Source organism: Cohnella sp. GCM10012308, assembly GCF_042649185.1.
Classification (GTDB): domain Bacteria; phylum Bacillota; class Bacilli; order Paenibacillales; family Paenibacillaceae; genus Cohnella.
In genome coordinates this window covers 446834-469166 of sequence record NZ_JBHRYU010000002.1, presented here as the reverse complement: position 1 = coordinate 469166, position 22333 = coordinate 446834, and the positions used below count along the sequence as shown (strand labels likewise).

General features: G+C 59.2%; 16 protein-coding genes. 10 read left to right on the top strand and 6 right to left on the bottom strand.

Going from position 1 to position 22333, the window contains the following annotated elements; translation table 11 throughout:
* Nucleotides 1-125: 125 nt before the first annotated feature.
* The 3 genes from ACFOTD_RS05215 to ACFOTD_RS05205 form a co-directional block, all read right to left on the bottom strand.
* Nucleotides 126-278, bottom strand: coding sequence for a hypothetical protein (locus tag ACFOTD_RS05215; protein ID WP_378116414.1), 153 nt, complete (start codon nucleotides 276-278; stop codon nucleotides 126-128).
* A 467-nt stretch (nucleotides 279-745) separates the two neighbouring features.
* The gene (locus ACFOTD_RS05210; protein ID WP_378116413.1) at nucleotides 746-3094 is read right to left on the bottom strand and encodes an MMPL family transporter; all 2349 of its coding nucleotides are present in this window, start codon (nucleotides 3092-3094) and stop codon (nucleotides 746-748) included.
* A gap of 49 nt (nucleotides 3095-3143) precedes the next feature.
* The gene (locus tag ACFOTD_RS05205; RefSeq protein ID WP_378116411.1) at nucleotides 3144-3758 is read right to left on the bottom strand and encodes a TetR/AcrR family transcriptional regulator; all 615 of its coding nucleotides are present in this window, start codon (nucleotides 3756-3758) and stop codon (nucleotides 3144-3146) included.
* 361 nt (nucleotides 3759-4119) lie between these two features.
* On the opposite strand from ACFOTD_RS05205, the gene ACFOTD_RS05200 reads away from it, so the two are divergent.
* The 6 genes from ACFOTD_RS05200 to ACFOTD_RS05175 all read left to right on the top strand — a co-directional run bounded on the left by ACFOTD_RS05200 (nucleotide 4120) and on the right by ACFOTD_RS05175 (nucleotide 11879).
* Nucleotides 4120-5091 carry an ABC transporter permease gene (locus ACFOTD_RS05200; protein ID WP_378116409.1) on the top strand — a complete coding sequence of 324 codons (972 nt, stop codon included), beginning with the start codon at nucleotides 4120-4122 and terminating at the stop codon, nucleotides 5089-5091.
* 19 nt (nucleotides 5092-5110) lie between these two features.
* Complete coding sequence (locus ACFOTD_RS05195) at nucleotides 5111-6001, top strand: carbohydrate ABC transporter permease (RefSeq protein WP_378116407.1); 891 nt, start codon at nucleotides 5111-5113, stop codon at nucleotides 5999-6001.
* Nucleotides 6002-6098: 97 nt separating this feature from the next.
* The gene (locus tag ACFOTD_RS05190; protein ID WP_378116405.1) at nucleotides 6099-7838 is read left to right on the top strand and encodes a type 2 periplasmic-binding domain-containing protein; all 1740 of its coding nucleotides are present in this window, start codon (nucleotides 6099-6101) and stop codon (nucleotides 7836-7838) included.
* A 45-nt stretch (nucleotides 7839-7883) separates the two neighbouring features.
* Entirely contained in the window at nucleotides 7884-9833 is a 1950-nt protein-coding gene (locus ACFOTD_RS05185; protein WP_378116403.1) for a sensor histidine kinase, read from the top strand.
* Complete coding sequence (locus tag ACFOTD_RS05180) at nucleotides 9833-11398, top strand: response regulator (RefSeq protein ID WP_378116401.1); 1566 nt, start codon at nucleotides 9833-9835, stop codon at nucleotides 11396-11398. Before ACFOTD_RS05185 ends, ACFOTD_RS05180 begins: the two co-directional genes overlap by 1 nt.
* 106 nt (nucleotides 11399-11504) lie before the next feature.
* Nucleotides 11505-11879, top strand: coding sequence for a hypothetical protein (locus ACFOTD_RS05175; RefSeq protein ID WP_378116399.1), 375 nt, complete (start codon nucleotides 11505-11507; stop codon nucleotides 11877-11879).
* A 371-nt stretch (nucleotides 11880-12250) separates the two neighbouring features.
* On the opposite strand, the gene ACFOTD_RS05170 is transcribed toward ACFOTD_RS05175, so the two are convergent.
* Nucleotides 12251-13384: a glycoside hydrolase family 88/105 protein gene (locus ACFOTD_RS05170; RefSeq protein ID WP_378116397.1), complete on the bottom strand. Its 1134-nt coding sequence runs from the start codon at nucleotides 13382-13384 to the stop codon at nucleotides 12251-12253.
* A 123-nt stretch (nucleotides 13385-13507) separates the two neighbouring features.
* Between ACFOTD_RS05170 and ACFOTD_RS05165 the strand changes: the two genes are divergently transcribed.
* Both ACFOTD_RS05165 and ACFOTD_RS05160 read left to right on the top strand, forming a co-directional pair.
* Complete coding sequence (locus ACFOTD_RS05165; protein WP_378116395.1) at nucleotides 13508-14347, top strand: AraC family transcriptional regulator; 840 nt, start codon at nucleotides 13508-13510, stop codon at nucleotides 14345-14347.
* Nucleotides 14348-14495: 148 nt separating this feature from the next.
* On the top strand, nucleotides 14496-15470 hold the full coding sequence (locus ACFOTD_RS05160) for a GNAT family N-acetyltransferase (protein WP_378116393.1): 975 nt from the start codon (nucleotides 14496-14498) through the stop codon (nucleotides 15468-15470).
* 433 nt (nucleotides 15471-15903) lie between these two features.
* Here the strand turns inward: ACFOTD_RS05160 and ACFOTD_RS05155 are convergent, their stop codons facing one another.
* Both ACFOTD_RS05155 and ACFOTD_RS05150 read right to left on the bottom strand, forming a co-directional pair.
* Complete coding sequence (locus tag ACFOTD_RS05155; protein WP_378116391.1) at nucleotides 15904-17742, bottom strand: family 20 glycosylhydrolase; 1839 nt, start codon at nucleotides 17740-17742, stop codon at nucleotides 15904-15906.
* 61 nt (nucleotides 17743-17803) lie between these two features.
* Nucleotides 17804-20080, bottom strand: a complete 2277-nt coding sequence (locus ACFOTD_RS05150) for a helix-turn-helix transcriptional regulator (protein ID WP_378116389.1) — start codon at nucleotides 20078-20080, stop codon at nucleotides 17804-17806.
* A gap of 235 nt (nucleotides 20081-20315) precedes the next feature.
* Here ACFOTD_RS05150 and ACFOTD_RS05145 point away from each other — a divergent pair, with 235 nt between their 5' ends.
* Together ACFOTD_RS05145 and ACFOTD_RS05140 are read left to right on the top strand one after the other, a co-directional pair.
* Nucleotides 20316-21296, top strand: a complete 981-nt coding sequence (locus ACFOTD_RS05145) for a Gfo/Idh/MocA family protein (RefSeq protein WP_378116387.1) — start codon at nucleotides 20316-20318, stop codon at nucleotides 21294-21296.
* Nucleotides 21297-21439: 143 nt separating this feature from the next.
* Nucleotides 21440-22330 (top strand): ABC transporter permease, encoded by an 891-nt coding sequence (locus ACFOTD_RS05140; RefSeq protein WP_378116385.1) that lies wholly within the window; start codon nucleotides 21440-21442, stop codon nucleotides 22328-22330.
* Nucleotides 22331-22333 lie beyond the last annotated feature (3 nt).

Genomic DNA, 22333 nt, shown 5'->3' with positions numbered 1-22333 from the left:
TCGGGACAGCCCTATTTGCGCGGTAAATCGTATTTTTTTGCTTATTCGGGAGGGCAAGCAAGTACAGCATCGCACCGCCCCGGGACTGCCGATCAAGGCGGCGACGGTGCCGAAGCGCGTTTGCTTTAGCCTTTGCGGCTAGGCAGCTTCGTCACGGAACCCGTGCCTTGGGACTGCTCGGACGCGAATTCCGTATCGCTTTGCGTCGAAGACGGAATGTTGTTCGCTTGAACGTTTGCGCCCTTGCGGGTCGTGTTGTTTTGCTTGTTGTTCGGCATTTGTCGCACCTCCCGGTTGTAAAATGAGACAGCCTAAATAGGTTTCCGATTGCGAAGGCGATCTATGCTGGAAGCGTCCATGAAAATAAAGGGCACAAAAGGAACGTCTTAAAAGTGTGCTTCAGCTCGGTTGGTGCCACGGTTCTGCAAAGAAACGCTGTGTAACGTCACTTCGCCACTGTTGGTGCCGGGAGTCAGCTATGTAACGTTTTATAGCGCCACTTTTCCCGTGATTTTCGCCAATTTCTCAAAGTAACGCTGTAAGGCGTTTCTTCGCCGCGATTGCTATTATCGCCGAAGTCCCGTTATGTAACGCTGTTCTGCGCCTCTTCAGCCGCAATTAACGCCGAGGTCCCGGCTTTGCCTTGCCCATAATCTGCTCAAAATAGTGGCCGCAAACCAAAAAAGAAAACGGGACGAAGCAGGAAATTCCTCTGCTTCGTCCCAATGATTGTCCTAACCGATAATCAGTTTTCTCCCCGGACTTTGAGCTGCGCGAGCAGCTTGTCGCCTTCGACGTCCAGGTTCGGCAGGATGCGGTCGAGCCACTTGGGCAGGCGCCAAGCGGCGTTGCCGAAGATCGCCATAACCGCCGGGACGAGCGCCATGCGGACGATAAAGGCGTCGACCAGGATGCCGACCGCAAGAGCGAAGCCGATCTGCTTGATCATGATGTCTGGCGCGAATATAAAGCCGGCGAATACGGAGACCATGATGACGGCGGCTGCCACGACGACGCGGCTTGCCTGCTCGTAGCCGTGCACCACGCTGGAGATCCCTTTATGACCGTGCACATAGGATTCGCGCATCGAGCTGACGAGGAATACCTGATAGTCCATGGCCAGCCCGTACAGAATGCCGGTGACCAGGATCGGCATGAAGCTGAGCAGCGGTCCGCCTGTATCGAAGCCGAAAATCGAGTGGAGCCAGCCCCATTGGTAGACGGCCGTCGTGATCCCGAACGTAGCGAGTACGCTGAGCAGGAAGCCGACCGTCGCCTTGATCGGCACGATGATCGACCGGAAGACGAGCAGCAGGATGATCAGCGACAAGATCACGATGATGACGATGTAGACGGGGAAAGCCTCCGCCAGCTTGGCGGACATGTCGATGTTGATGGCGGTAAAGCCCGTGACGCCGATCTTGACGTCGTTAGTCTGCGCAATCTGAGAATCCTTGGCGCGGAGCGCCTGTACGAGATCCTTGGTCGCGTCGTCCGTCGGACCGGTCGTCGGGATCAGGCTGATGATGCCGATGTTGCCTGCTTCGTTCACGCCCATCGGCGAGACGATCGCGACGCCTTCTTGCTTCTGGAGGCCTTGGACAATCGCGCCCAGCGTCTCCATCGTGATCCTGCCCGACGCCGCGCGCGGCTCGGCGACCAGCAGAAGCGGGCCGTTGTAGCCTTCACCGAAGCCTGCCGAGATGGCGTCGTAGCTCTGACGCGCGCCCGTGTCCAGGTTCGCCGTCGCGCCGGACGGAATCCCCATCTTCATCTCGGCGACCGGAATGGCTGCGAAGCCGAGCACGACGATGACGATGACCACGACGAGCCAGCGTACCTTGACGATGCCTTTGACCCAGGCATGCGCGAATCCATGCTTTTCGGTCGCCGCCGTCATCTTTTTAGCGCGCGCCTTCGCAGAGCATATGCGTTCGCCGATCAGGCCAAGCAGCGCAGGCAGCAGGGTCAGGGCGATCAGCACGTTGACGAGGACGGTCGCCGCGGCGACCAACGCCATGGCCGACAGGAACGTGATGCCGATGACGAGCATGCCGCAGAGCGCGATAATGACGGTCAGTCCGGCGAAGAAAACGGCGCTGCCGGCCGTGCCGATCGCCCGGCTGGCGGCTTCGCGCGCGCTGAGTCCCTGGTCGAGAATCATGCGGCGCTGCCGGTTGACGATAAACAGCGCATAGTCGATCCCGACCGCGAGTCCGACCATCAACGCGAGCACCGGCGTAATGTCGGTCATCGTGATGAATTTGGAGAGCGCGAAGGCTGCGCCGACGCTGATGCCGACTCCGAGGATGGCGATCAGGAGCGGCAGCCCGGCGGCGACGACCGAGCCGAGGGTCATCAGCAGCACGACGGCCGCGACGACGATGCCGACCGCCTCGGTGGAGCCGATCGCCGGCTTGCTCTTCAGCGAGTCGCTCGGCAGCGCGGTGATGCCGGAGCCGTTCTGCTGGACGCTCTCCGCGGCTTCGATGATTTGATCAGGCACTTCTTCGGGCAGCGAAGTCTGCTGCACGGTGAATTGGAACTGGAACAGCGCGACGCTGCCGTCGGCGGCGATCAGGACGCCGGGCACCGGCGCGCCGTCGAGCATCATCGGCCCGTAAGGCGCTGCGGCGGCTGCGGCTTGGCCGGCCCCGCTATCCTGGGACGCGCCGGCTGCTGCCGAGCCTTCCGTCTGACCGCCTGCTTCACCGCTCGCCTGGTTTACATCGGCCGAAGCGCCAGCAGCTGCCTGTTGGGCCAGCTCCGCCGGATTTATAACGTACGAGTTCGTGTAGACGTCGTTGACGGCTTTTTGAATCAATGCACCGCGCTCGGCGGTATCGAGGCGTTCGCCCTTCGGCGCGGTGAATACGATGCTGGCCTGGCCGCCGGATGCTGCCGGCAGCTCCTCGGCCAGCTGGTCCAGCACCTTTTGCGACTCCGTGCCCTCGATCTTCATCTCGGAGCTGACGTGGATGCCGTTCACGCCGAGCATGGCGAGGACGACGGCGAGAATGACGATCCAGCCGGCGATGAACGGCCACGGCTTGCCGTAAGCGGTCTTGCCTACTTTGTACAGGAATGTCGACATAACGGGGGATTCTCTCCTTTATATATACGGATCTGTGCGAAAATCTAAATTAGAAGCCCTTGCGCAAATGGTTGAAAGCCGTATCCAGGTATTGCTCGAAACTCATTGCTTCAGCGGATTCTACCGCCGGTTCGCCGGGCAGAAGTACGTTAAGACTGCCGTCGATGAGCGGTAGCATGACGCCGTAGGTCGCGCCGGCCAGCAGATGGGCGTAGCCCTCGGGGTAACGTCCGCCCGACAGCTCGCTCAAGATCGACTGCGCTTCGAACTGCAGCTTGCGTAACAGAATGAGAATGTACGGCTCGAGCGTCGGCGAATGCTTGGACATGGCGACCAGGGTGCGCATCTTGCGGAACAGCTCGGCCGTCAGCCGCATTTTCAGCAAATGGTACATCGTATCGAGCGGGTGAGCGCCTTCGGGGATGCTGGCCAGCAGCTTTTCCGGCTCGTGCTTTTCCTTGAAGGTGAGCGTCGCCATAACCACGGCTTCTTCCTTGCAAGAAAAATGGTTGGCGAACGTTCTTCTGGAATAGCCTGCACGCTGCGCAATGTCGTCCACCACGAAGCCGTCGAGCCCCCGTTCCAGCGCGAGCTCGTAGGCCGCATCCGCCAGCGCGTGGGCTGTCGCTTCTTTTTTCAGGTCGCGTAGGTTTTGTTTGATCATCATATCGTTCTTATTGTTACACCTCGATTCAGGATGAAAAGCAAAGTGCGGGCAAATGGCCTTCTTACGTATATTATTGCCCAAAGTGCAATGTTGCACAATGGGTAACGTATTACGGATTTGTGAACGCGTATCGAAGCATTTCGTATAATGTCGAGCTACTTAGATAAATCGCACCGCCAAGGAACCAAAGAACTGCGACGGACTGCGCTTGACTGCGTCCAGCATCCCCCACCCCGGACCAACTTCCGAAAAACGGAGACGCGATACGAAATATCGAGCCTACCCAACAATACGGGAGGGATCGTACAATACAAACAGATGAAAACACTTACATGTAAAAAGACGGGAGGTCGATCGTATGGATGCCCGGGCGGAGGCGCTCGAAGCGCAGCGAACGCCGGTGCGCGCGCGCAAAGGCGGCGCGGCCGGATGGGCCAGGAAGCTGCTCGCCCAGCGCTACCTCCAAGCGATGGCCTTGCTGGGCGTAGCCTGGATGCTCGTGTTCAACTACATCCCAATGTACGGCCTTATCATCGCGTTCAAGGAGTACAACATCATCAAGTCGGTCGGCGAGGCGCCTTGGGTGGGCCTGACGCATTTCCGGGAATTTTTCTCGGACGATCAGCTGCCAGGCGTCATCCGCAACACGATCGGCATCAGCTTGCTCAAGCTGATCGTCGGCTTCCCGCTGCCGATTCTGTTCGCTCTTTTCCTGAACGAGCTCAGGTCAGTCCGGTTCAAAAAAGCGGTGCAGACGATCTCATACTTGCCGCACTTCCTGTCATGGGTCATCTTGGGCGGCATTCTGACGACCTGGCTGTCGGACGTGGGCGTCATCAACAAGTTTCTGCAGGCGCTCGGGCTCATCCGCAATCCGGTCGATTATCTGGCCAGTCCGGGCTACTTCTGGACGATAGTGGTCTCCTCGGACATATGGAAGGAGCTGGGCTGGTCGGCGATCATTTATCTGGCGGCCATGGCGAGCGTATCCCCGGAAATGTACGAAGCGGCGACGATCGACGGCGCCGGACGCTTCCAGAAAATGCGGTACGTGACGCTGCCCGGCATCGCCGGCACGATCTCCATCCTGTTCATTCTGGCGGTCAGCGGTCTTCTGACCTCCAACTTCGATCAGATCTTCGTCATGCGCAATGCGCTCAACGACAGTACGAGCAACGTCATCGACATCTTCGTGTATCAGACGGGCATCTCCCAATCCCGCTATTCGTACGCGACCGCCGTCGGCCTGATCAAGTCGGTCATCACGCTCGGACTGCTGCTCGGCGCGAACGGCATCCTGAAGCGCATGAATCAATCCACGCTGTTCTGACCCGAAGGGAGGGAATCCGATGTTCGCATTAAAACGAAAAACGAGAGGCGAGGCCGTCTTCGACGGTGTTAACGTCCTGCTGATGCTCGTCATCTGCTTTTTGACGCTCTATCCCGTCTGGTACGTGCTCGTCAACTCGCTGAACAGCGGGCAGGACGCCATGCGCGGCGGTATCTACTGGCTGCCACGGGTGTTCACCCTGGACAACTACGCGGCGGTCGTCGACAATCCCGGCATCGTAACGGCGATGGGGATCACGGTCGCCAAGACGCTCGTCGGCACCGTCCTGCACGTGTTTTTCACGGCAATGGTCGCTTACGCGTTCTCCCGGCGGGAGCTGATCGGCCGCAATCTGTACATGATCCTCGGCACGGTCACGATGATCTTCAACGGCGGGCTCATCCCGACATTTCTGCTTATCCGCGATTTGCAGTTGTTGGACAATTTCTTTGTCTACATTATCCCGGCCATGTTCAGCTTCTTCGACCTGATCATTTTCGTCTCGTTTTTCCGCGAGCTGCCGCAAGGCCTCGAGGAGGCCGCCAAGATCGACGGCGCCAACGACCTGGTGCTGTTCCTCCGGGTCGTCATCCCGGTCTCGCTGCCGGTCGTCGCGACGATCGCCCTCTTCCACGGCGTGTGGCAGTGGAACGACTACTTTGCGGGCGTCATCTACATCACGCAGAATACCGAGCTGCAGCCGATCCAGACGTTTCTCTACCGCGTCGTCGCGCAGAACGATACGAGCCAGATGGTCACGGCGGCGGCAGGCGGCATCACGAAGTCCGTCACGTCCAACTCGGTTAAAATGGCGACGATGGTCGTCACGACGCTGCCGATCGTGCTCGCGTATCCGTTTCTGCAGCGGTACTTCGTGAAGGGGCTTATGATCGGATCGATCAAGGGCTGACGCGGATCCGATGATCCTGCATTCATTTCCGTTCCATACGGGCAACCACGACTGACCACATAAAGACTGTCAATCAGATAAGCAAAGGGGAACGAACATGAACAAACGCGTATCCAACAAAACGATTGCTTCCACGCTGCTGCTCGCGCTGACCTTCTCGCTGTCTGCCTGCGCCGGCGGCAGCAACAACGAGACCCAGTCGAGCTCGAGCGCCACCGCTTCAAGCAGCGCCAGCCCCTCCGCCAGCTCGCCTTCGGCTTCGGCGACCTCATCCGCGAGCGCGGAGAGCAGCGGCGAAGCTTCCGCCGACGCGCCCGGCTGGCAGGCCGACGCCGCCAAGCCGATCACGTTCGACTGGTACCTGAACTTCTCCTGGTTCCCGAACAAGTGGGGCGTCGATCCGACCTCCCAGTACGTCACGAAGAAGACGGGCGTCAACATCAACTTCATCGTCCCGGCGGGCAACGAGAACGAGAAGATGAACACGATGATCGCCTCGGGCAAGCTGCCGGACTTCATCACGCTCGGCTGGTACGAGGACGCCGTGAAGAAAATGCAGGAGGGCGGGCTCGTGCTGCCGCTTAACGAGCTGGCCAAGGAATACGATCCTTATTTCTTCAAGGTCGCCGACCCCGCGAAGCTGAGCTGGTACACCCAGCCGGACGGCAACGTCTACGGATACCCGAACGCGTCGTCCTCGCCCAAGGACTACGAGACGTACGGCACGAATTTTACGTCCAACCAGACGTTCCTCGTCCGCAAGGACATGTACGAGGCGCTGGGCAAGCCGGATATGCGGACGCCGGAAGGCTTCCTCGCCGCGCTCAAGGCGGCGAAGGAGAAGTTCCCCGACGTGAACGGCCAGCCGCTCATTCCGCTCGGCCTGCACGAATTCACGCCGACGGGCAACTACTCGCTCGAGGATTACCTGGCCGATTTCCTGGCGATCCCGCGCGACGTGGACGGCAAGCTGAACGACAAATACGCGCTCGTCGACAACGAGGCGTACGTGAATTGGCTTAAGGTATTCCGCCAGGCGAACCAGGACGGCCTGCTTGCGAAGGATATTTTCATCGACAAGCGCACCCAAATGGAGGAGAAGATCGCGCAGGGCCGCTACTTTGCGATGATCTACCAGCGCTCCGACCTGGCCGCTCAGGAGAACGTGCTGTACGCCAAGGATCCGAACTCCGTCTACATCGCCGTCGACGGTCCGGCCAACGCGAACCAGGATCCGCCCAAGCTCGCAGGACCTTCGATCTCGGGATGGACGGTCACGCTTATCTCCAAGGACGTCAAGGACAAAGCGCGCGCCATCAAATTCCTCAGCTACCTGATCAGCGAGGAAGGGCAGAAGGATCTGTACCTTGGCGAGAAGGGCTTCTCGTATGATACGATCGACGGTAAGGATCAATTCAAGCCGGAAGCGCTGCAGCTGATGCAGTCCGACCGCACTTCTTTCGACAAAAAGTATGGCTCGTCGTACACCTTCTGGATGCTGATGGATACGAACATGAACCTGCAATGGGCGCCGCCGAGCGTCGAACCGACCAAGCAGATGGAGGACTGGACCCGCGGCAAGACGGTCAGCTATTCGCAGTACGATCTGATCGATCCGCCGGCCACGTCTCCCGAAGGCATCACCAAGACGAAGATCGACACGCTCTGGAGCAAGGCGCTGCCGAAGCTGCTGCTGTCCAAGTCCGACGCGGATTTTGACAAGACGCTGCAGCAATTCAAGGACGACCGCGCCAAGGCCGGCTATGACGCCATGCAGGCGTTCCGCCAGAAGAAGTTCGAAGAGAACGTCAAGAAGCTTGCGGATTTCATGAAGTAAGGCTTTGACCAAGGACTGTCGTCCCTTCCGGGACGGCATGTCCTTTTGGAGTTTTCTGGCGAAGCGACGAATACGACGGCAAACGGAAGTGACGGCATGCGGATGCGGACATTGTGGAAAAAAACGATACGAAGGCTGATCGAACGGCAGGAGCAGTGGTCGCTGCAGAAGCGGCTGATTCTCTCGTACGTGCTCATCCTGCTCATCCCGAGCGTCCTGATCTCGCTGCTGCTGTTTCAGCAGTTCGCGGGAAGCGCGGTCAAGGATATGGAGCGGAAAAACGAAAATACGCTCGAGATCGAACGGCTGAACATCGACAACAACATCGAGACGATCCGGCGCGCGGCCGACCTCAGCTTGGCGGACCAGGAAGTGCTCGATTACATTTCCCGGACGACGGACCCGGACACCGCCGAGCTGATCGCCTTCAGCACGACCGTCGTCCCGGCGATCGGCCGGCTTCAATACAACAACCCGAATATTACGCATATTCGCATTTTCTTCGACAACAAGCGGATTAACGAGATCTATCCGGCGTTCGCGGACGAGTCGCGGATGGCGTCGGAGCCCTGGTTCGGCCGTCTGACCGCTTCGCAGGACCGGACCGAGTGGAGCCTTGCGCCAAGCGACCCGGATCCGTTCAAGCTGATATTCGAGAACGAGTCGAATGCCGGACTGCCGAAGGTCGCCTTTCTGAAGGAGATCATGTACCCGCTGGGCGTCCATGCCGGCATTCTCGAGGTCGATATGCCGATGGCGAGCTTTTTTCCCAAGACGTTCGGCAGCGGCGAGGACGACGTTTCCCAGCTCGTCATCTCCGACGCGCAGGGCAATCTGTTCTTCAATCGTCAGCAGAAGCTGCTGGCGTCGACGGGCATAACGCCGGAGGCGCTGGCTGAAGCGCTGACTCCGGCGGGCCGCGAGTCGTCCGCGAGCTTCCGTCTGACGCTTGGCGGCAAGCCTTTCCTGGCCGTATCCCGCGAGATCGAGCCGCTGGGCGCCCGGATGGTGAACATCGTCTCGCTTCAACATGTACTCGACGGCGCCAGGCAGATGCGGGACCGCATCATCGCGGTCAACGTCATCCTGATCGCGATTCTCGGTATCGCGACTTACGTGCTCAATTCGTTTATTTTAAAAAAGCTGCACATTCTGGCCGATTCGATGAAGAAGGCGCGCAAGGGCGATTTCGGGTTCGATCTGACGGTCAGAGGCGGCGGCGAGGTGGGCGAGCTGGCCCATCATTTCCGCAAGATGCTGCGCAAGATCAACGAGCTCATCGCGGACGCGGTGAACAAAAAGGCGGCGTCCAAGGAGACCGAGCTGCGGTCGCTGAAAAACCAGATCGACTCCCACTTTCTCTACAATACGCTGGAAAATATAAAGATGATGGCCGAGGTAGAGGGACAGTACCCGATCTCCGATGCCCTCACCTCGCTCGGCGGACTGATGCGCTACAATCTCAAGTGGACGAGCGAATACGTCAGGCTTCGCGACGAGGCGGCGCACATTACCAACTATATCGCCATCATGAATATCCGGTACGAGAACAAAATCCGCCTCGTCCTCGACATTCCGTCCTCGCTGCTGGACCAGGAGCTGCTGAAGATGTCGCTGCAGCCGATCGTGGAGAATGCTGTCAAGCACGGATTGCGCGCGTCGACGATGCGGGAGCTGACGATCCGCATCGAGACGGAAGCGCGCGAAGGGACGCTCCTGCTCGCCGTCCGCGACGACGGCTGCGGCATGCCGGCCGACCGGGTCGCGCAGCTCAACCGGTCGATATCCCTTGAGGCGACGGAGTCCCCCGTCGGGGCCGCGCCGAGGGCGGATACCGGGCAGGAAGGCGGAGGCATCGGGCTGCGCAACGTGAATCAGCGCATTCAGCTCTATTATGGCAAAGCGTACGGATTGACGGTGGAGAGCGAGGAAGGCGTCTATACGCGGGTAATCCTTCGGATTCCTTATTTTATATTGACGGGAGGCGCCGGCTGATGCGAACGCTGCTGATCGTCGACGACGAGAAAAACATACGCGCAGGATTGAAGGCTATGATCGAGCGCCAGTACCGGGAGCGGTATGACGTGTCGCTGGCCGTCGACGGAGCGGAGGCGCTGGCCGTCATCGGGAGCAGGCGGATCGACATTCTGATCACGGACATCCGCATGCCCGAGATGGACGGCTTGACCCTCATCCGGCATGCGGCGGAGCTGTCGCCGAAAACCGCCGTCATCATCCTGAGCGGCCATGACGACTTTCATTATGCCAAGGAAGCGATCAAATTCCATGTGCGGGAATATTTGCTGAAGCCGATCGTCCGGGAGGAGATGTACGGCATTTTGGACCGGGTGGAAGAGGAGCTGAACCGCGCCGAAGACGCGGAGAGCCGGCTTGACGAAGCCGGCCGGGTAAGGGAAGAACTGCGGGCGGCCCAGCTGAATTATATATTCGTGCACCCTGCCGTCGATCCGGATGAGGCGGCGGAGCGCTGCCGGTCCGCGGGTCTGCAGCGTCTCGAGCCGGCCTATCGGGTCGGCGCGCTCAAGTTCGCCGGCGACAGCCGACAGAACGTGCTGGCGCAGGAGTTTCTCGCGCGGAGCCCCGAAGGTCGCGCTTCGTTTTATCTGGAGGATCAGGACGGCTATTTGATCGTATTGACGGACGAGGCAGCGCTGTTCGACCGGCTGATGCTGTATTTAAAGGATAAGAGCGTGTCCTCCGCCTATCATATCGGGCTCAGCCGCCAAAAGGAGAAGCTCGCGGATATCCGTACGGGCTACGCGGAAGCCCGGCGCGCCGCGGGTTACAGCCTGCTTATGCCGCGCTGCAGCTCCTCGATCATCCGCTACGAGAGCGTGATGAACAGGGAGGATGCGCTTGAGGTGCCGGTCGACGACATCCGCAGGCTCGCTAACATGCTGGGGACGGACCGCGAGTCGGAGATGAAGGCGATTCTGGTGCGCCTTTTCGACTTGAAGAAGACAACGGAGGTATCGCTGGACTATCTCGAGCGTCTCAGCAAGCGAATGAACGAGATGGTGTTCGACGGCGTGTTCCGCACGTACGGCGAGGAATCCCTGGAAATATTGCGTCTGTATAAGCGGGTCGGCAGCATCTATCATTTCTCGGACATACACGAATATTTTCACGAGGCGGAAAACCTTTTGTTCCGGCTCGACGATTACGTACGTACGGTTCGCTCGGCGCTCGGGGACCATCGGGAGATGCGTAAGGCCGTCGCGTATATCGAGGATCATTATGCGGAGGATCTGAACATGGCCACGGTGTCCAATCACGTGTCCCTTAATTACTCGTACTTCAGCGAGCTGTTCAAGGAATTCACGGGTCAGAGTTTCGTATCGTACGTAAAGGCCGTGCGGATCGAGAAGGCGAAGGCGCTGCTGGCGCGGACGGACGACAAGATAGTCGAGATCGGCCAGCGCGTCGGCTTTGAAAACGCGAAGCAGTTCAACCGCGTTTTTCGCGAGCTCGAGGGCGTACCTGCGTCGGAATATCGCGCACGGAGACTCGCAGCGGGACATGCGGGTTCTGACGCGTGATGCACACTGTTATTGAAAACAAGCTTTTTCACTGCTCGATTTGTCTTATTCCGTTTTTTGTCGATGGCATACGATGTTGTATCCTCTGACAAGGAAGGGATCGAAAATGGCAAACCGGAATATTCGTCTCGCGCTCTGGTCCGGAATCAATTTTACGGGCCGCCGTCTCGTCTTCAGGCGCGGAGGCATAGCGGTGCGGGATCTCGGGGCGTTTCGTTTCAACAACATTTTATCAAGCTTCAGGCTTCGCAATGTCTTGTTGGGTACCCAAGTCACGCTTGTCCTGTTTTCTCAAGTGAACTTTCGAGGCTCGTTCCGCGTGTTCCGCGGCAGCCAGAGCGTAGCGAACCTGGGCAGGTTCAATTTCAACGACGTAACGTCCTCGTTCATTCTGGTCGGACGCATCCTGACGGACGCGGAGATCTTGCGGATCCAAAGCACGGGCATCCAGCCAAGCGACGTACTTGTCGTAAGCCAATAATGAACTTGGCGGCAACCGCACAATAAGGGCAATCGTGCCAGAGACTGTCTGTCTGCCATGTGCGCAACTGTGACGTCGCGGAAGCAATGAATGGACTCAGCAGCCGTTATTTTGGAGGCTTGCGCGCTTGAGGCGGATGCTGCGGACCGAGGGGACGCTATTTGCGAAAAAGAGAGCCTTCGAGGTGTGGGGAGAGACGAATAGCGAATTCTGAGTCCGCGGAGCTTGAAAAACGTGCGAATTGAGAGAAATAACGAATCGTCTGTCCCTAACTCGTCTCGAGCGAACACAGCCTCGGACATATCGTCATCCGAAATACCGCCCTCCGCCGGCTGGGATGCCTGCGGTCCGGGCGGTTTTTTTTCGGAGAGTCAAACGGCTAGGGGATGCAGGCTCATCTCCGCGCACATCAGAATAAAGGCGCCGGCGCCGTGCAGGTCGTTCTCGCTGGTCGGGCGCGCGATATAGTGGGCGTAGTCGCCGATGCCCGTGCCGATGCAGATGCCGCCGATGACGATATGGCCTCGATCGTCGAACGTCAGCGTATCGATGACGCCTTGATAGCCCTTCCAGGCGTTGTCCATATACTTCGCGTCCAGATAACCCATGCGCACCGCTTTGGCAATCGCATGAACATAAAGAGAGGTGCAGGAGTTTTCCAGCCAGTTGTCGGGCCGGTCCGTCTTGTCCACGACTTGGTACCAGCGGCCGGTCGCGGGATCCTGGTAGTTTGTAAGCGCAACGAGCAGATTTTGCAAAATGGCTGTCAGCTTCGGGATGTCCCTGTGATCCGCGGGCATGTGCTCGAACATCTCCAGCAGAGCGACCGGGTACCAGCCGATGGCGCGTCCCCAGAACTCCGATGCGAGACCGGTCTTCGGGTCCGCCCACTCGGCGGTCCGGGTCTCGTCCCAGCCGTGGTACATCAAGCCGGTGACGGGATCCGTCGTATGCTCGGCCATGAGCAGCGCCTGATGCGCCATCAGGTCGAAGTACGTATCGTCGCCGAACGTCCGGCCGTATTGTACGGCGATCGGACCGCCCATGTACAAGCTGTCGAGCCACATTTGATTCGGGCAGTGGTCCTTGTGCCACAAGCCGCCCGAAGCATTCGTCTTCCACGTTTTAATGAGCGGCACAAGTGCGTGCAGCGCCTTCTTGTAGCGCTCGTCTCCCGTTTGCGCGTAAAGGTTGAACAGGAGCACGCCTGGTTGAATGTCGTCGAGCTCCTCTAAGTTAATCTTTCGGATGCTGCCGTCCTCGCGTACTTGGCTGTCCACCCAACGCTTGATATAGGACAAGTATTCGGGGTTCCCGGTTTCCCGCCAGCACTTTTCCATTCCGGACAGGAAGACGCCCTGATGATAGTGGAACCGGTCCGGAGGGAGCTGCTCGGGCTCGAACTTGGTCATCAGCGCCTCGCAGGCCAGTTCCGCCCATCGAATCGGGGTGTAGGTGTCCCGGGCCCGGGCCCGTTCTGAGGTTGCCGTTTGCGGCTGTTCCATATTGCGCATTCCTCCTTTTTGTTATAAACCTATAGTAGCAGCGATAAATGCTCATATTTTGCGATTTAGGCGGAATTCTTCTTATATCTTGCGGTAAAAGGGCATGCGAGGAGGGGGCCGGCGGTGGAGGAAATCCGGTACGACAATGCGGAAGGTACTTTTACGGTTTCCCATCGGAAGGCGCCGCGGCATCATATGCCGGTTCGTCACTTTCACGGCACGTACGAGATTTTTTATTTGATGTCGGGCCGGCGGCGGTTTTTTATCCAGGACCGGACGATCGTCATCGATGAAGGCGACATCGTCGTTATCGCGCCGAACGTCGTGCACCGGACCACCGATACGGACATGCCCGAGCACGAGCGGCTCGTCGTGAATCTGCGCGGGGAGGACATGATCGCGGTGAACGGCGCCTGCGCGGATATGCTGAAGGCGCTGTCCGGTCGGGAATTCGCGGTCGTCTCGGGGGCTTCGTTGTCCGATCGGCGGGACCTCGACGCCCTCGCGCGCCGAATCGTGCGGGAGGTGCAGGGGCGCGAGCCCGGGTTCGAGATCTACGCGCAGACGCTCGCGATGCAGCTGCTCGTGACGTGCTTCAGGTTGGCGGGGCAGGGTGACGATGCGCGCGGCGCCGACCCGAGTCCGATGCATGCGCGGATATCGGAAGTCGTCCGGCATATCAACGAGCATTACGCGGAGCCGCTGTCGCTGCGGCTGCTGTCCGAGCGATTTTTCGTCAGCCCCTATTATCTAAGCCGTTCCTTCAAGGAAGCGACGGGCTTCACCTTCGTGGAGTACATGAACAGCGTCCGGGTCAAGGAAGCGAAGAAGCTGCTGGAGCAGACCTCGCTTAAGGTCAACCAGATTGCGAGAAAGGCGGGCTTCAGTTCCGTCGCGCATTTCGGACGCGTATTCAAGCTGGTCACGGGTCGCGCGCCGATGTATTACAGGAAGGGGAGGTAGCGACTTGATCGTCGTGCGCCTCCTTTTTTTCGTGCGAATCTTATCAGATAACAACAATCGTAAGATCTGCCTATTTGCCCGGTCTTCCGCTTCGGCTACATTGTCTAGTAGGCAAGCTCAACAAGGAATGCAGGAGGCATGGAACGCGATGAGATTCGAAAGGTTCGGGGAGAAGCACGCGGAGAGCTCGGTGGCGTTGTGGAACAAGGAGCTGGGCGCAGCGTTCCCGATGCGGCCGAGGCTGCTGGCGCAGAATGCGCTTGAGGACAGCCGGCTGCTGCATAAGGGATCGTGGGTTGCGCGCGATTCCAAGACCGGTGCGATTATTGGCCTAGCCATCTCTAAAATGCCAGGCGAGGACGACGGCCGCTTTGGCCTTCGGCGCGACGCCGGATGGATTCAGGCGCTGCTGGTCGATTCGGACCACCGGGGGCAGGGGTTGGGTAGCGAGCTGCTTCGCCTGGCCGAGGACGCCTTGCGCAACGCCGGCGCGGCGCGCGTCGTGCTGGGCAACGATCTGCACCGCCGGCTGTTCCCGGGCATACCCAAAGAGTTGGCAGCGACGCGGCAATGGTTCGAGCGCAGGGGCTACGTTTACCGGGAAGACGTCTACGACCTGATCAAGTCGTACGGCCCGGACGAGCGCATCGGCATGCCCGAATTCGGCGGCGGCGCGGCGGCGAGGGTCGCGGAGCCGGCGGACCGTGAGGCGTTGACGGCATTTATGGCGCGGTGCTTCCCGGGAACCTGGGATTTGCAGCACCGCGACTATTGGGAGCGGGGCGGTACTGGGCGCGAGTACGTTGTGCTCGAGATGGAGGGCGCAATCGTCGGCTTCTGCCGGATGAACGACGCGGCTTCGCCGCTGCTGGCGCAAAATGTGTACTGGGCGCCGCTGTTCGGGGACGAGCTCGGCGGCATCGGCCCGCTGGGGATCGACGAGACGTGCAGAGGACACCGGTACGGCATCTCGATCGTCCAGGCCGCCATCCACTTCCTGACGGCGCGCGGCGTGCGGCGGATCGTTATCGACACGACGCCGTTCGTCGACTTCTACGGCAAGCTCGGTTACGAGGTGTGGAAAACGTATGCCAAGTACGATAAAGAGCTCGGCGAGGCTTAGGCGGGAGCGGGACCGGCGGTGACAAACACCGCTGTCTCCACGCTATACGCCCGTTATGCCAGCAGCACGCCGTTCGTAACACCGCCACCAGTGACACCACCGCCAGTAACTCCAGCTATAACGTCGTGGGAGCGGCCTACGGACACAGGGGCCGCTATTGTTGAGGATTGCGTACGCTGAGCGGAGGTTGCGGACCGAGGAGCCGTTATTTGTCAAAAAGCGTGGCGTTGGCGTCTTTAGAGCGACGAATAGCGGATCCTGGGTCCGCGGGGACGATAAAATGGGCGAATTTAGATAGATAGTGGATCGTCTGTCCGCAACTCTCCGCCGGCGACGCAGACCCCAAAAAACGTCAGGGCCATTGCCTGCCCTGACGTTTATTTTGGTGCCTGCCATAAAGCTCCCACTCTGTCAACCGGCGGCCGCCTCTCAACTACTCGCCTTCTCGCCCGGCCAGCCCGAGCTCCTTATACAAATGCCCGTCCAGGTAATCGTGTAAATAAAACCGCGAGCGCATGTAGTGCTCCGCCATATCGGCCGGCTGGAACGTTCGGAGCGCTGCCTCCATGCGCGGCCGGACCTTGTCGAGCCCCGCTCGGGTGATCCGGCAGTTGTTCGCGAGCGACCGCCCTTCGGCTTCGCTGTCCGGATAGAGCTCCCGCCTGTACGCGTATTTGTGGATCGTCCGCGACCGGTCGGCAGCCGTCTCGTAGTCGATCATCGCGGCGATGAGGCGCGACGTGTCCTCGTGCTTGGCGACCGCGCCCAGCAGCTTGGGCATCGACGCATAGTAGTCCTCGTCGTCGTAGCTCCCGAGCAGACGTTCCGCCGTATCCGGCGCGATGCCGTGAAAGGTCTGCAAAAAGCGGTCGATGAACCGGTCGTCCGCCGGTCGCTCCCGGTGCCAGGCCGCATCCGCGAAGTACGCCATCGTGTACCAGGTCGTCTCGAACACGCCGTACGGCACGCCCAGGCTAAAGACGGCCGTCCAGTTCGTGCCTACGAGCCCGCTCAGGCCGTATCCCTCCGCCGCAGCCGCCCATTGGTCGACGTTGCTCATCCGCTCGCGGACGAGCGGGTAGTTCTGGTCGTCCTTGCGGTCGAAGCAGCGGACCGAAGGAGCGCCCATAACCTCGATGCCCCTCGCTTGCAGACGAGGAGCAAGCGAGCCGGCGACGCGGTCGATATTTTTGCCGTTATAGTGCCAGATCATGACGGCGACGCGCGGGTCGAGCATTCCGAGCTCCTCGTCGGAGCAGTCGGCGAGGATGTCCTGCCAGATGATCGGCTTTTTGCCCAAGCCGCACGTATAATCAATCAGCTTGTTCACGAAGTCCAGAAAGGCCAGATTCCGCGAACCGCCGTATTTCTCCCGGCAGATCGGACATTCGCACAGGCTGTATACCTCGTCGCAGCCCAGATGCAGGTAACGGGAATTTGGATGACGCGCGGCTATCTCCTCAAGCAGTCCGGCGACCAGCCCGAAGGCGTCCGGATGGCTCGGGCACAGCTCGCCGGTGGACGACGCGGTCTCCCGCAGATGCCTGTACGCGTCGCGCCCGAGGATGTATTCCAAGTGCCCGAACGTCTGCTGCAGCGGGATCACTTCGATGAAGTTGCGCGCCGCGGCATCAAGCAGTCCGTCCAGCTCGGCATCGGTGAGCGCGTGCGCGGGGTGCCTGAATTCGGCATGCCGCGCGAACGGGAATTTGTCCTCGTATTCGATCAGCAGCGCATTGGTTTTGAACGCGGCAAACGCATCGACGTACGAGACCAGCAGCTCGGGCTTGGAAAAGGTCTGGCGCAGGTCGTAGTTCATGCAGCGCAGCGGCGTATCCGGCCAGTCGGCAATCGTCAAGGCCGGCAGCGGATCGCCGAGATCCAGCAGCTGCCTAAGCGTCTGCAGGCCGTAGAACAAGCCGGCCGCGTCGTTCGCGCCAAGCGCGGCGGCAGGTCCCGCCAGCGTCAGCCGGTACCCTTGGGACGGCAGTCTGGCGACGTCCGGGATCTCCAGTCCGGCGCCTAAACCGGCGGGCGGACCCCAATAAGCGGCGTAGCCCGTCGTTTCCTCCGAATCCGAATCGGACCTTGCCGCCTGAGGCTGCCTCTGAGTTTCCAGCAGCTTGATACCGGGGAACAACGCTCGGACGGCATCCGCAAGACGCGCATCCGGCGCGGATAAATACAACGTGAACGGATGGCCGGGCTCCGGCGTAAAACGAAGGGCCTCGAACGTCTCGAGCTGTTTGGCCAACGGCAGCGTAGCGATCAATATACATTTACCTCCTTGATGGACGGGGCTGCGTCAGCTCCGTCTCTTTCAGCTCCGTCTCTTACTGATTATGACTTCTCCTGAACTCGCTCGGCGTCAGGCCCGTGTACCGCTTGAAGACGCGGTTGAACGAGGCGACAGTGTAATAGCCGACGAGCGAAGCGATCTCCTGGATGAGCAGGTCGGTATCCCGCAGCATCTGGCTCGCTTTGTTGATGCGCACGCTCAGAATGTAATCGCTGAGATTCGTGCCCGTTTTTTCCTTGAAGTAGGTGGACAAATAAGGTCCCGTAATGCCCAGCTTGCCCGCGATCGCGTCGAGCGAGAGATCGTCGCCGAAATGCTCCTCGACGTATTCCATGACGAACTTCGTGATGATATCGGTCTCGGATTTCTTCGCGCGCACGGCTTCGGCCGACTTCGCGAGGAACTTCCCGAAGAACGCCTTGTATTGCTCCAGCGTGTAGCAGCTTTTCAATTGATCGTAGGGCGATCCGCCTTCGGCGAAGGTCGTGAACGATATATTTTGCGCGTACAAAATTTTGATCGTGCGATTGACCACGTCCTTGGCGAAGTCCTGAAATTGATGGGCGAGCGCGCCCGCCCGCGCGAGCTGGTCGAGCAGCTGGTTCACGAGCGGCACCGTCACCTCGTCGCAGCCGGCCTGCAGGTTGGCCGTAAGCTCCTGCTCCTCGGAAGGCGCCGGTATCATAAGCGAAGGCTGCGGGATCCATTCGCCGATGACCTGCACGTCCTCGCCGAGCCTGCGCTGCTTGACCAGATCGAGGACGTCCTGGTACGTCTCCGCGAAGTCGGCGGAGTGGCTGCGGACCGGGCTGATCGCGATCGTGAAGTTGCAGTACGGGATGTCCGTACCCAGCATGCGGACCAGTTCGTCCATATTTTCGCCTTGCAGGCTCGCGCCGCGATCGTTTTTGACAAACAGGATCGTCAGCACCTGATCCTTCTCCAGCTGGAAGGTGAGGGAATCGTCGTACCGGCTGGAGAAATGCGCGTCAATCAGCTCTTTGTACATGTTGAAGGCGCGTAGGGGCGCGTTCGCGATCTCCTTGGCGAAGCGCTCCTTGAATTCGATCTGCGACAGCACGAGCCGGTAATGCGCGTCCGAGTCGACGGTCACCGGCAGCTGATCGACGCCGCCGTGAATCTTTTTCAGCTTCTTCATATAAGCGAACTGCTGCAGCAGGTTGTTTTTGGCGAGCAGGTCTTCATGATATTCTCGGTTGGAGCGCGACAGGTCGCTTAACGTGTCGTGCAGCAGGTTGAATTCCTTGATCCGGCTCCCCTCGCCCGCGGGGACGCCGACCGCGCGCAGGGACTGCACGGAGCGGATCATGTTCGCAAGCGGATTGTGGAACCGCTTGGAGAACCAATACGACACAGCAAGGCCGATCAGCACCGACAGGACGAGCAGCGCCAGCATGATCAGGTTCAGCCGGCGAAGCTGCGCGGCCAGTCCTTTGTCGGGCACCATCTCAAAGTACGTAAACCCGGTCTCCCCGCCGGTCCGATAGAAGTAGTAGCTGTTGTCGATTTTTACATAGCCCTTCCCGGTCTTCCCGGCGATCTCCGTCGGAAGCGCGACACTGTCGTCGGAAGAATAGAGCGCTTGCCCCGCGGCGTCGACGATAAAAAACGTGCTGCTCGGCTTGGCCTGGTGAAAAGCCGTATAGATGCGGTCGCCGTTCAGGAAAGCGATGAAGGCGAAGTCGCGATCGTAGCCGTTTTTGACCAGAATCGGCATCAGCGTCCCGAGCGGCTTGCGCTCGAAGGGCGTGACGGAGGCGAACGAAGCGGCGGGATACACTTTGAAGCTAACCTCGCGGTCCATCTCGTGCCGCCAAAAATCGGCCGTATACGCCGATTCATAATAAAACTTCGAAAACATCGTATCCGCGTCGCGCGTGCCGTCCCGGTCGATTATGAAGTCGTCGCCGCGGAAGTAATAGACGATATTGTCCAGGTAGAGCGAGGTGTTGTTCAAATCGTGCGCCAGCGACTTCTGCACGTCGACGACGACGTCGTACCGCCTCATCGGATCGCCGCGCTTCAAGATTTCCGTGTCGTTGTCGAATAGATAGCCGAGCATAAAGCTGCGAACCAGCTTGATATGTTTCTCGTAATTGGCGGCCGTCGCGTTCAGATTTAGGCTGCTGTTCAGGATGATCTCGTCCCGGATGTTTTGCCTGAAAAACGTGAAGGCAACCCAATTGATGGAGACCAGAAGGAGAATGATCGCGATGAAGCTGCCGAACAAGGTGTAGAAAAGAGACATCTGATTTTTGGCCGTCCCCCGGAATCGCGCCGTCCATTTCATCCGATTACTCCTTTTTAACAATTTCGTCGATCGAGCTTTACATAAAACTGAGTATAGCCCCGTGTCAGCTTTACTCTCAATACTCATCGCTTCGGAAACTTATCCTTTCTTACGATCAACCGCAAATACGCCCTTCTTTTTAAGATTCGACAAGAACCGTAAGATTCCCTGATGGCGAGCCCCTCGCCGCGCTTGCTATGATGACCGCATTCGAATGGAGGAGGCGGTCTTACAAATGGGATATCGCGTGGCCGTGATCGGAGCCGGCATCATCGCAGGCTCGCATCTGAAGGCGATGCTGGGCAGAGATGACCTCGCGCCCTGCGCGGTCGCTGACATTGCCCTGGATCGGGCGAACGCCTTGGCGGCAGAGCACGGCATCCCGTCCTACGCGGACTACAAAGAAATGATCGAAAAAGAACGGCCGGATATCGCGGTCGTCACCCTGCCTCATTTTTTGCACAGGGAAGCCGCGTGCTTCGCCGCCGCCCGAGGCTGCCATATCATGCTCGAGAAGCCGATGGCGATGAGCGTGAGCGAATGCGACGAGATCATCGAAGCCGTGTACGCCGGCGGGGTCAAGCTGATGGTCGGCCACACGCAGCATTACGACGCGGCCAATCTCGCGGCCAAGGCCTGGATCGACGGCGGCCGGCTCGGACGACTGACGATGATTAACGACAGGCGCCACCAACGGTACGACACGCCAACCAGGCCGGCATGGTTTTTCGAGAAAGACAAGGCCGGCGGAGGCATCCTGACGAATCTGGGTTCGCATTCGATCGACAAGATCTTATGGATGACTGGCGAGAGAATCGCGAGAGTGACGGCAAGCATCCGCTATGCGGATATGAGAGGGGATATCGAAGGGGGCGGCTCGGCCTTGCTCGTGACCGAATCGGGCATACCCGCGACGCTGTCGCAATCGGGCTACCCGGGCGCCGTCGTCGACGAGACGGAATTCCGGTTCACGGGCGGCTGCATGAAGCTGCTGACGGGTAGAGGGCTCTGGGTAAGCGACGGAGGCGATTATGAGCAAGTGAACGTGCCGCCGCAGCCGGACCCGTTCGTCCGCCAGTTCGAGGACCTGATCGGCGCGATTCGCGACAACCGCGAGCCCGAATGCTCGATGGCTTACTCCCGCAGCGTCGTGGCAGTCGTAGAGAGTCTGTACCGCTCGCATGAACGAGGGGCGGAAACGGCCGTCGAACGTTAAAAAACTTCGCGAACGTACCGAAAACCGAAGAAATGCGAGGTTTCCGCAGATCGCATCATTGCCCCGCCTTCGGAACATTCATTAAGCTAGGCGGCATAGACACATCGCTTCAGACTGGAGGGTCGCAAGTGGCGTTATTCCGATTGAGATTCAATAGAAGCAAGTACCTGCTGCTGCTCTTTTTGCCGGCGCTCGTCTACTACATTCTGTTCAAGTACGTGCCGATGTTCGGCATCCTCATCTCGTTCAAGGATTACAACCCGTTCAAGGGAATCTGGCACAGCGACTGGGTGGGGCTCAAGTATTATTCGATGTTTTTTCACAGTCCGGACTTCCCCAAGCTGCTGAAGAACACCGTGCTGCTCGGCGTTTACAAGGTCGTCTTCGGGTTCCCGGCCCCGATCATTCTGGCGCTGATGCTTAACGAAGTCAGGAAGGGCATCGTCAAACGGCTGGTGCAGTCGATCAGCTACCTGCCTCACTTTATCTCGAACGTCGTCGTCGTGAGCATGATGTTCCTCTTCCTGTCTCCGACGAGCGGCCTCGTCAACCACGTGATCGAATGGATGGGCTACAGCTCCGTCAACTTCATGCAAAACGAGAACTATTTTCGCACGCTCTACATCTTGTCGGAGATCTGGCAGCATATCGGCTGGGAAACGATCATCTATCTGGCGGCGCTCAGCGCCATCGATCCGCAGCTCTACGAAGCGGCGACCGTGGACGGCGCCAGCCGTTGGCACCAGCTTCGCCACGTCACGCTGCCTGGCATCATGCCGGCGATCGTCATCCTGTTTATCCTGAACATCGGTCACGTCCTCGACATCGGCTTCGAAAAGGTACTGCTTATGCTGAATCCTTCTATCTATTCGACGGCGGACGTGCTCAGCACGTACGTGTTCCGGACGGGGATCCAGGCGATGAACTACAGCTACGGCACTGCGATCGACCTGTTCACGAGCGTGGTCAACCTGCTCTTCATCCTCACGGCGAACTGGATCAGCCGCAAGACGAGCGAGACGAGCCTATGGTGAGGA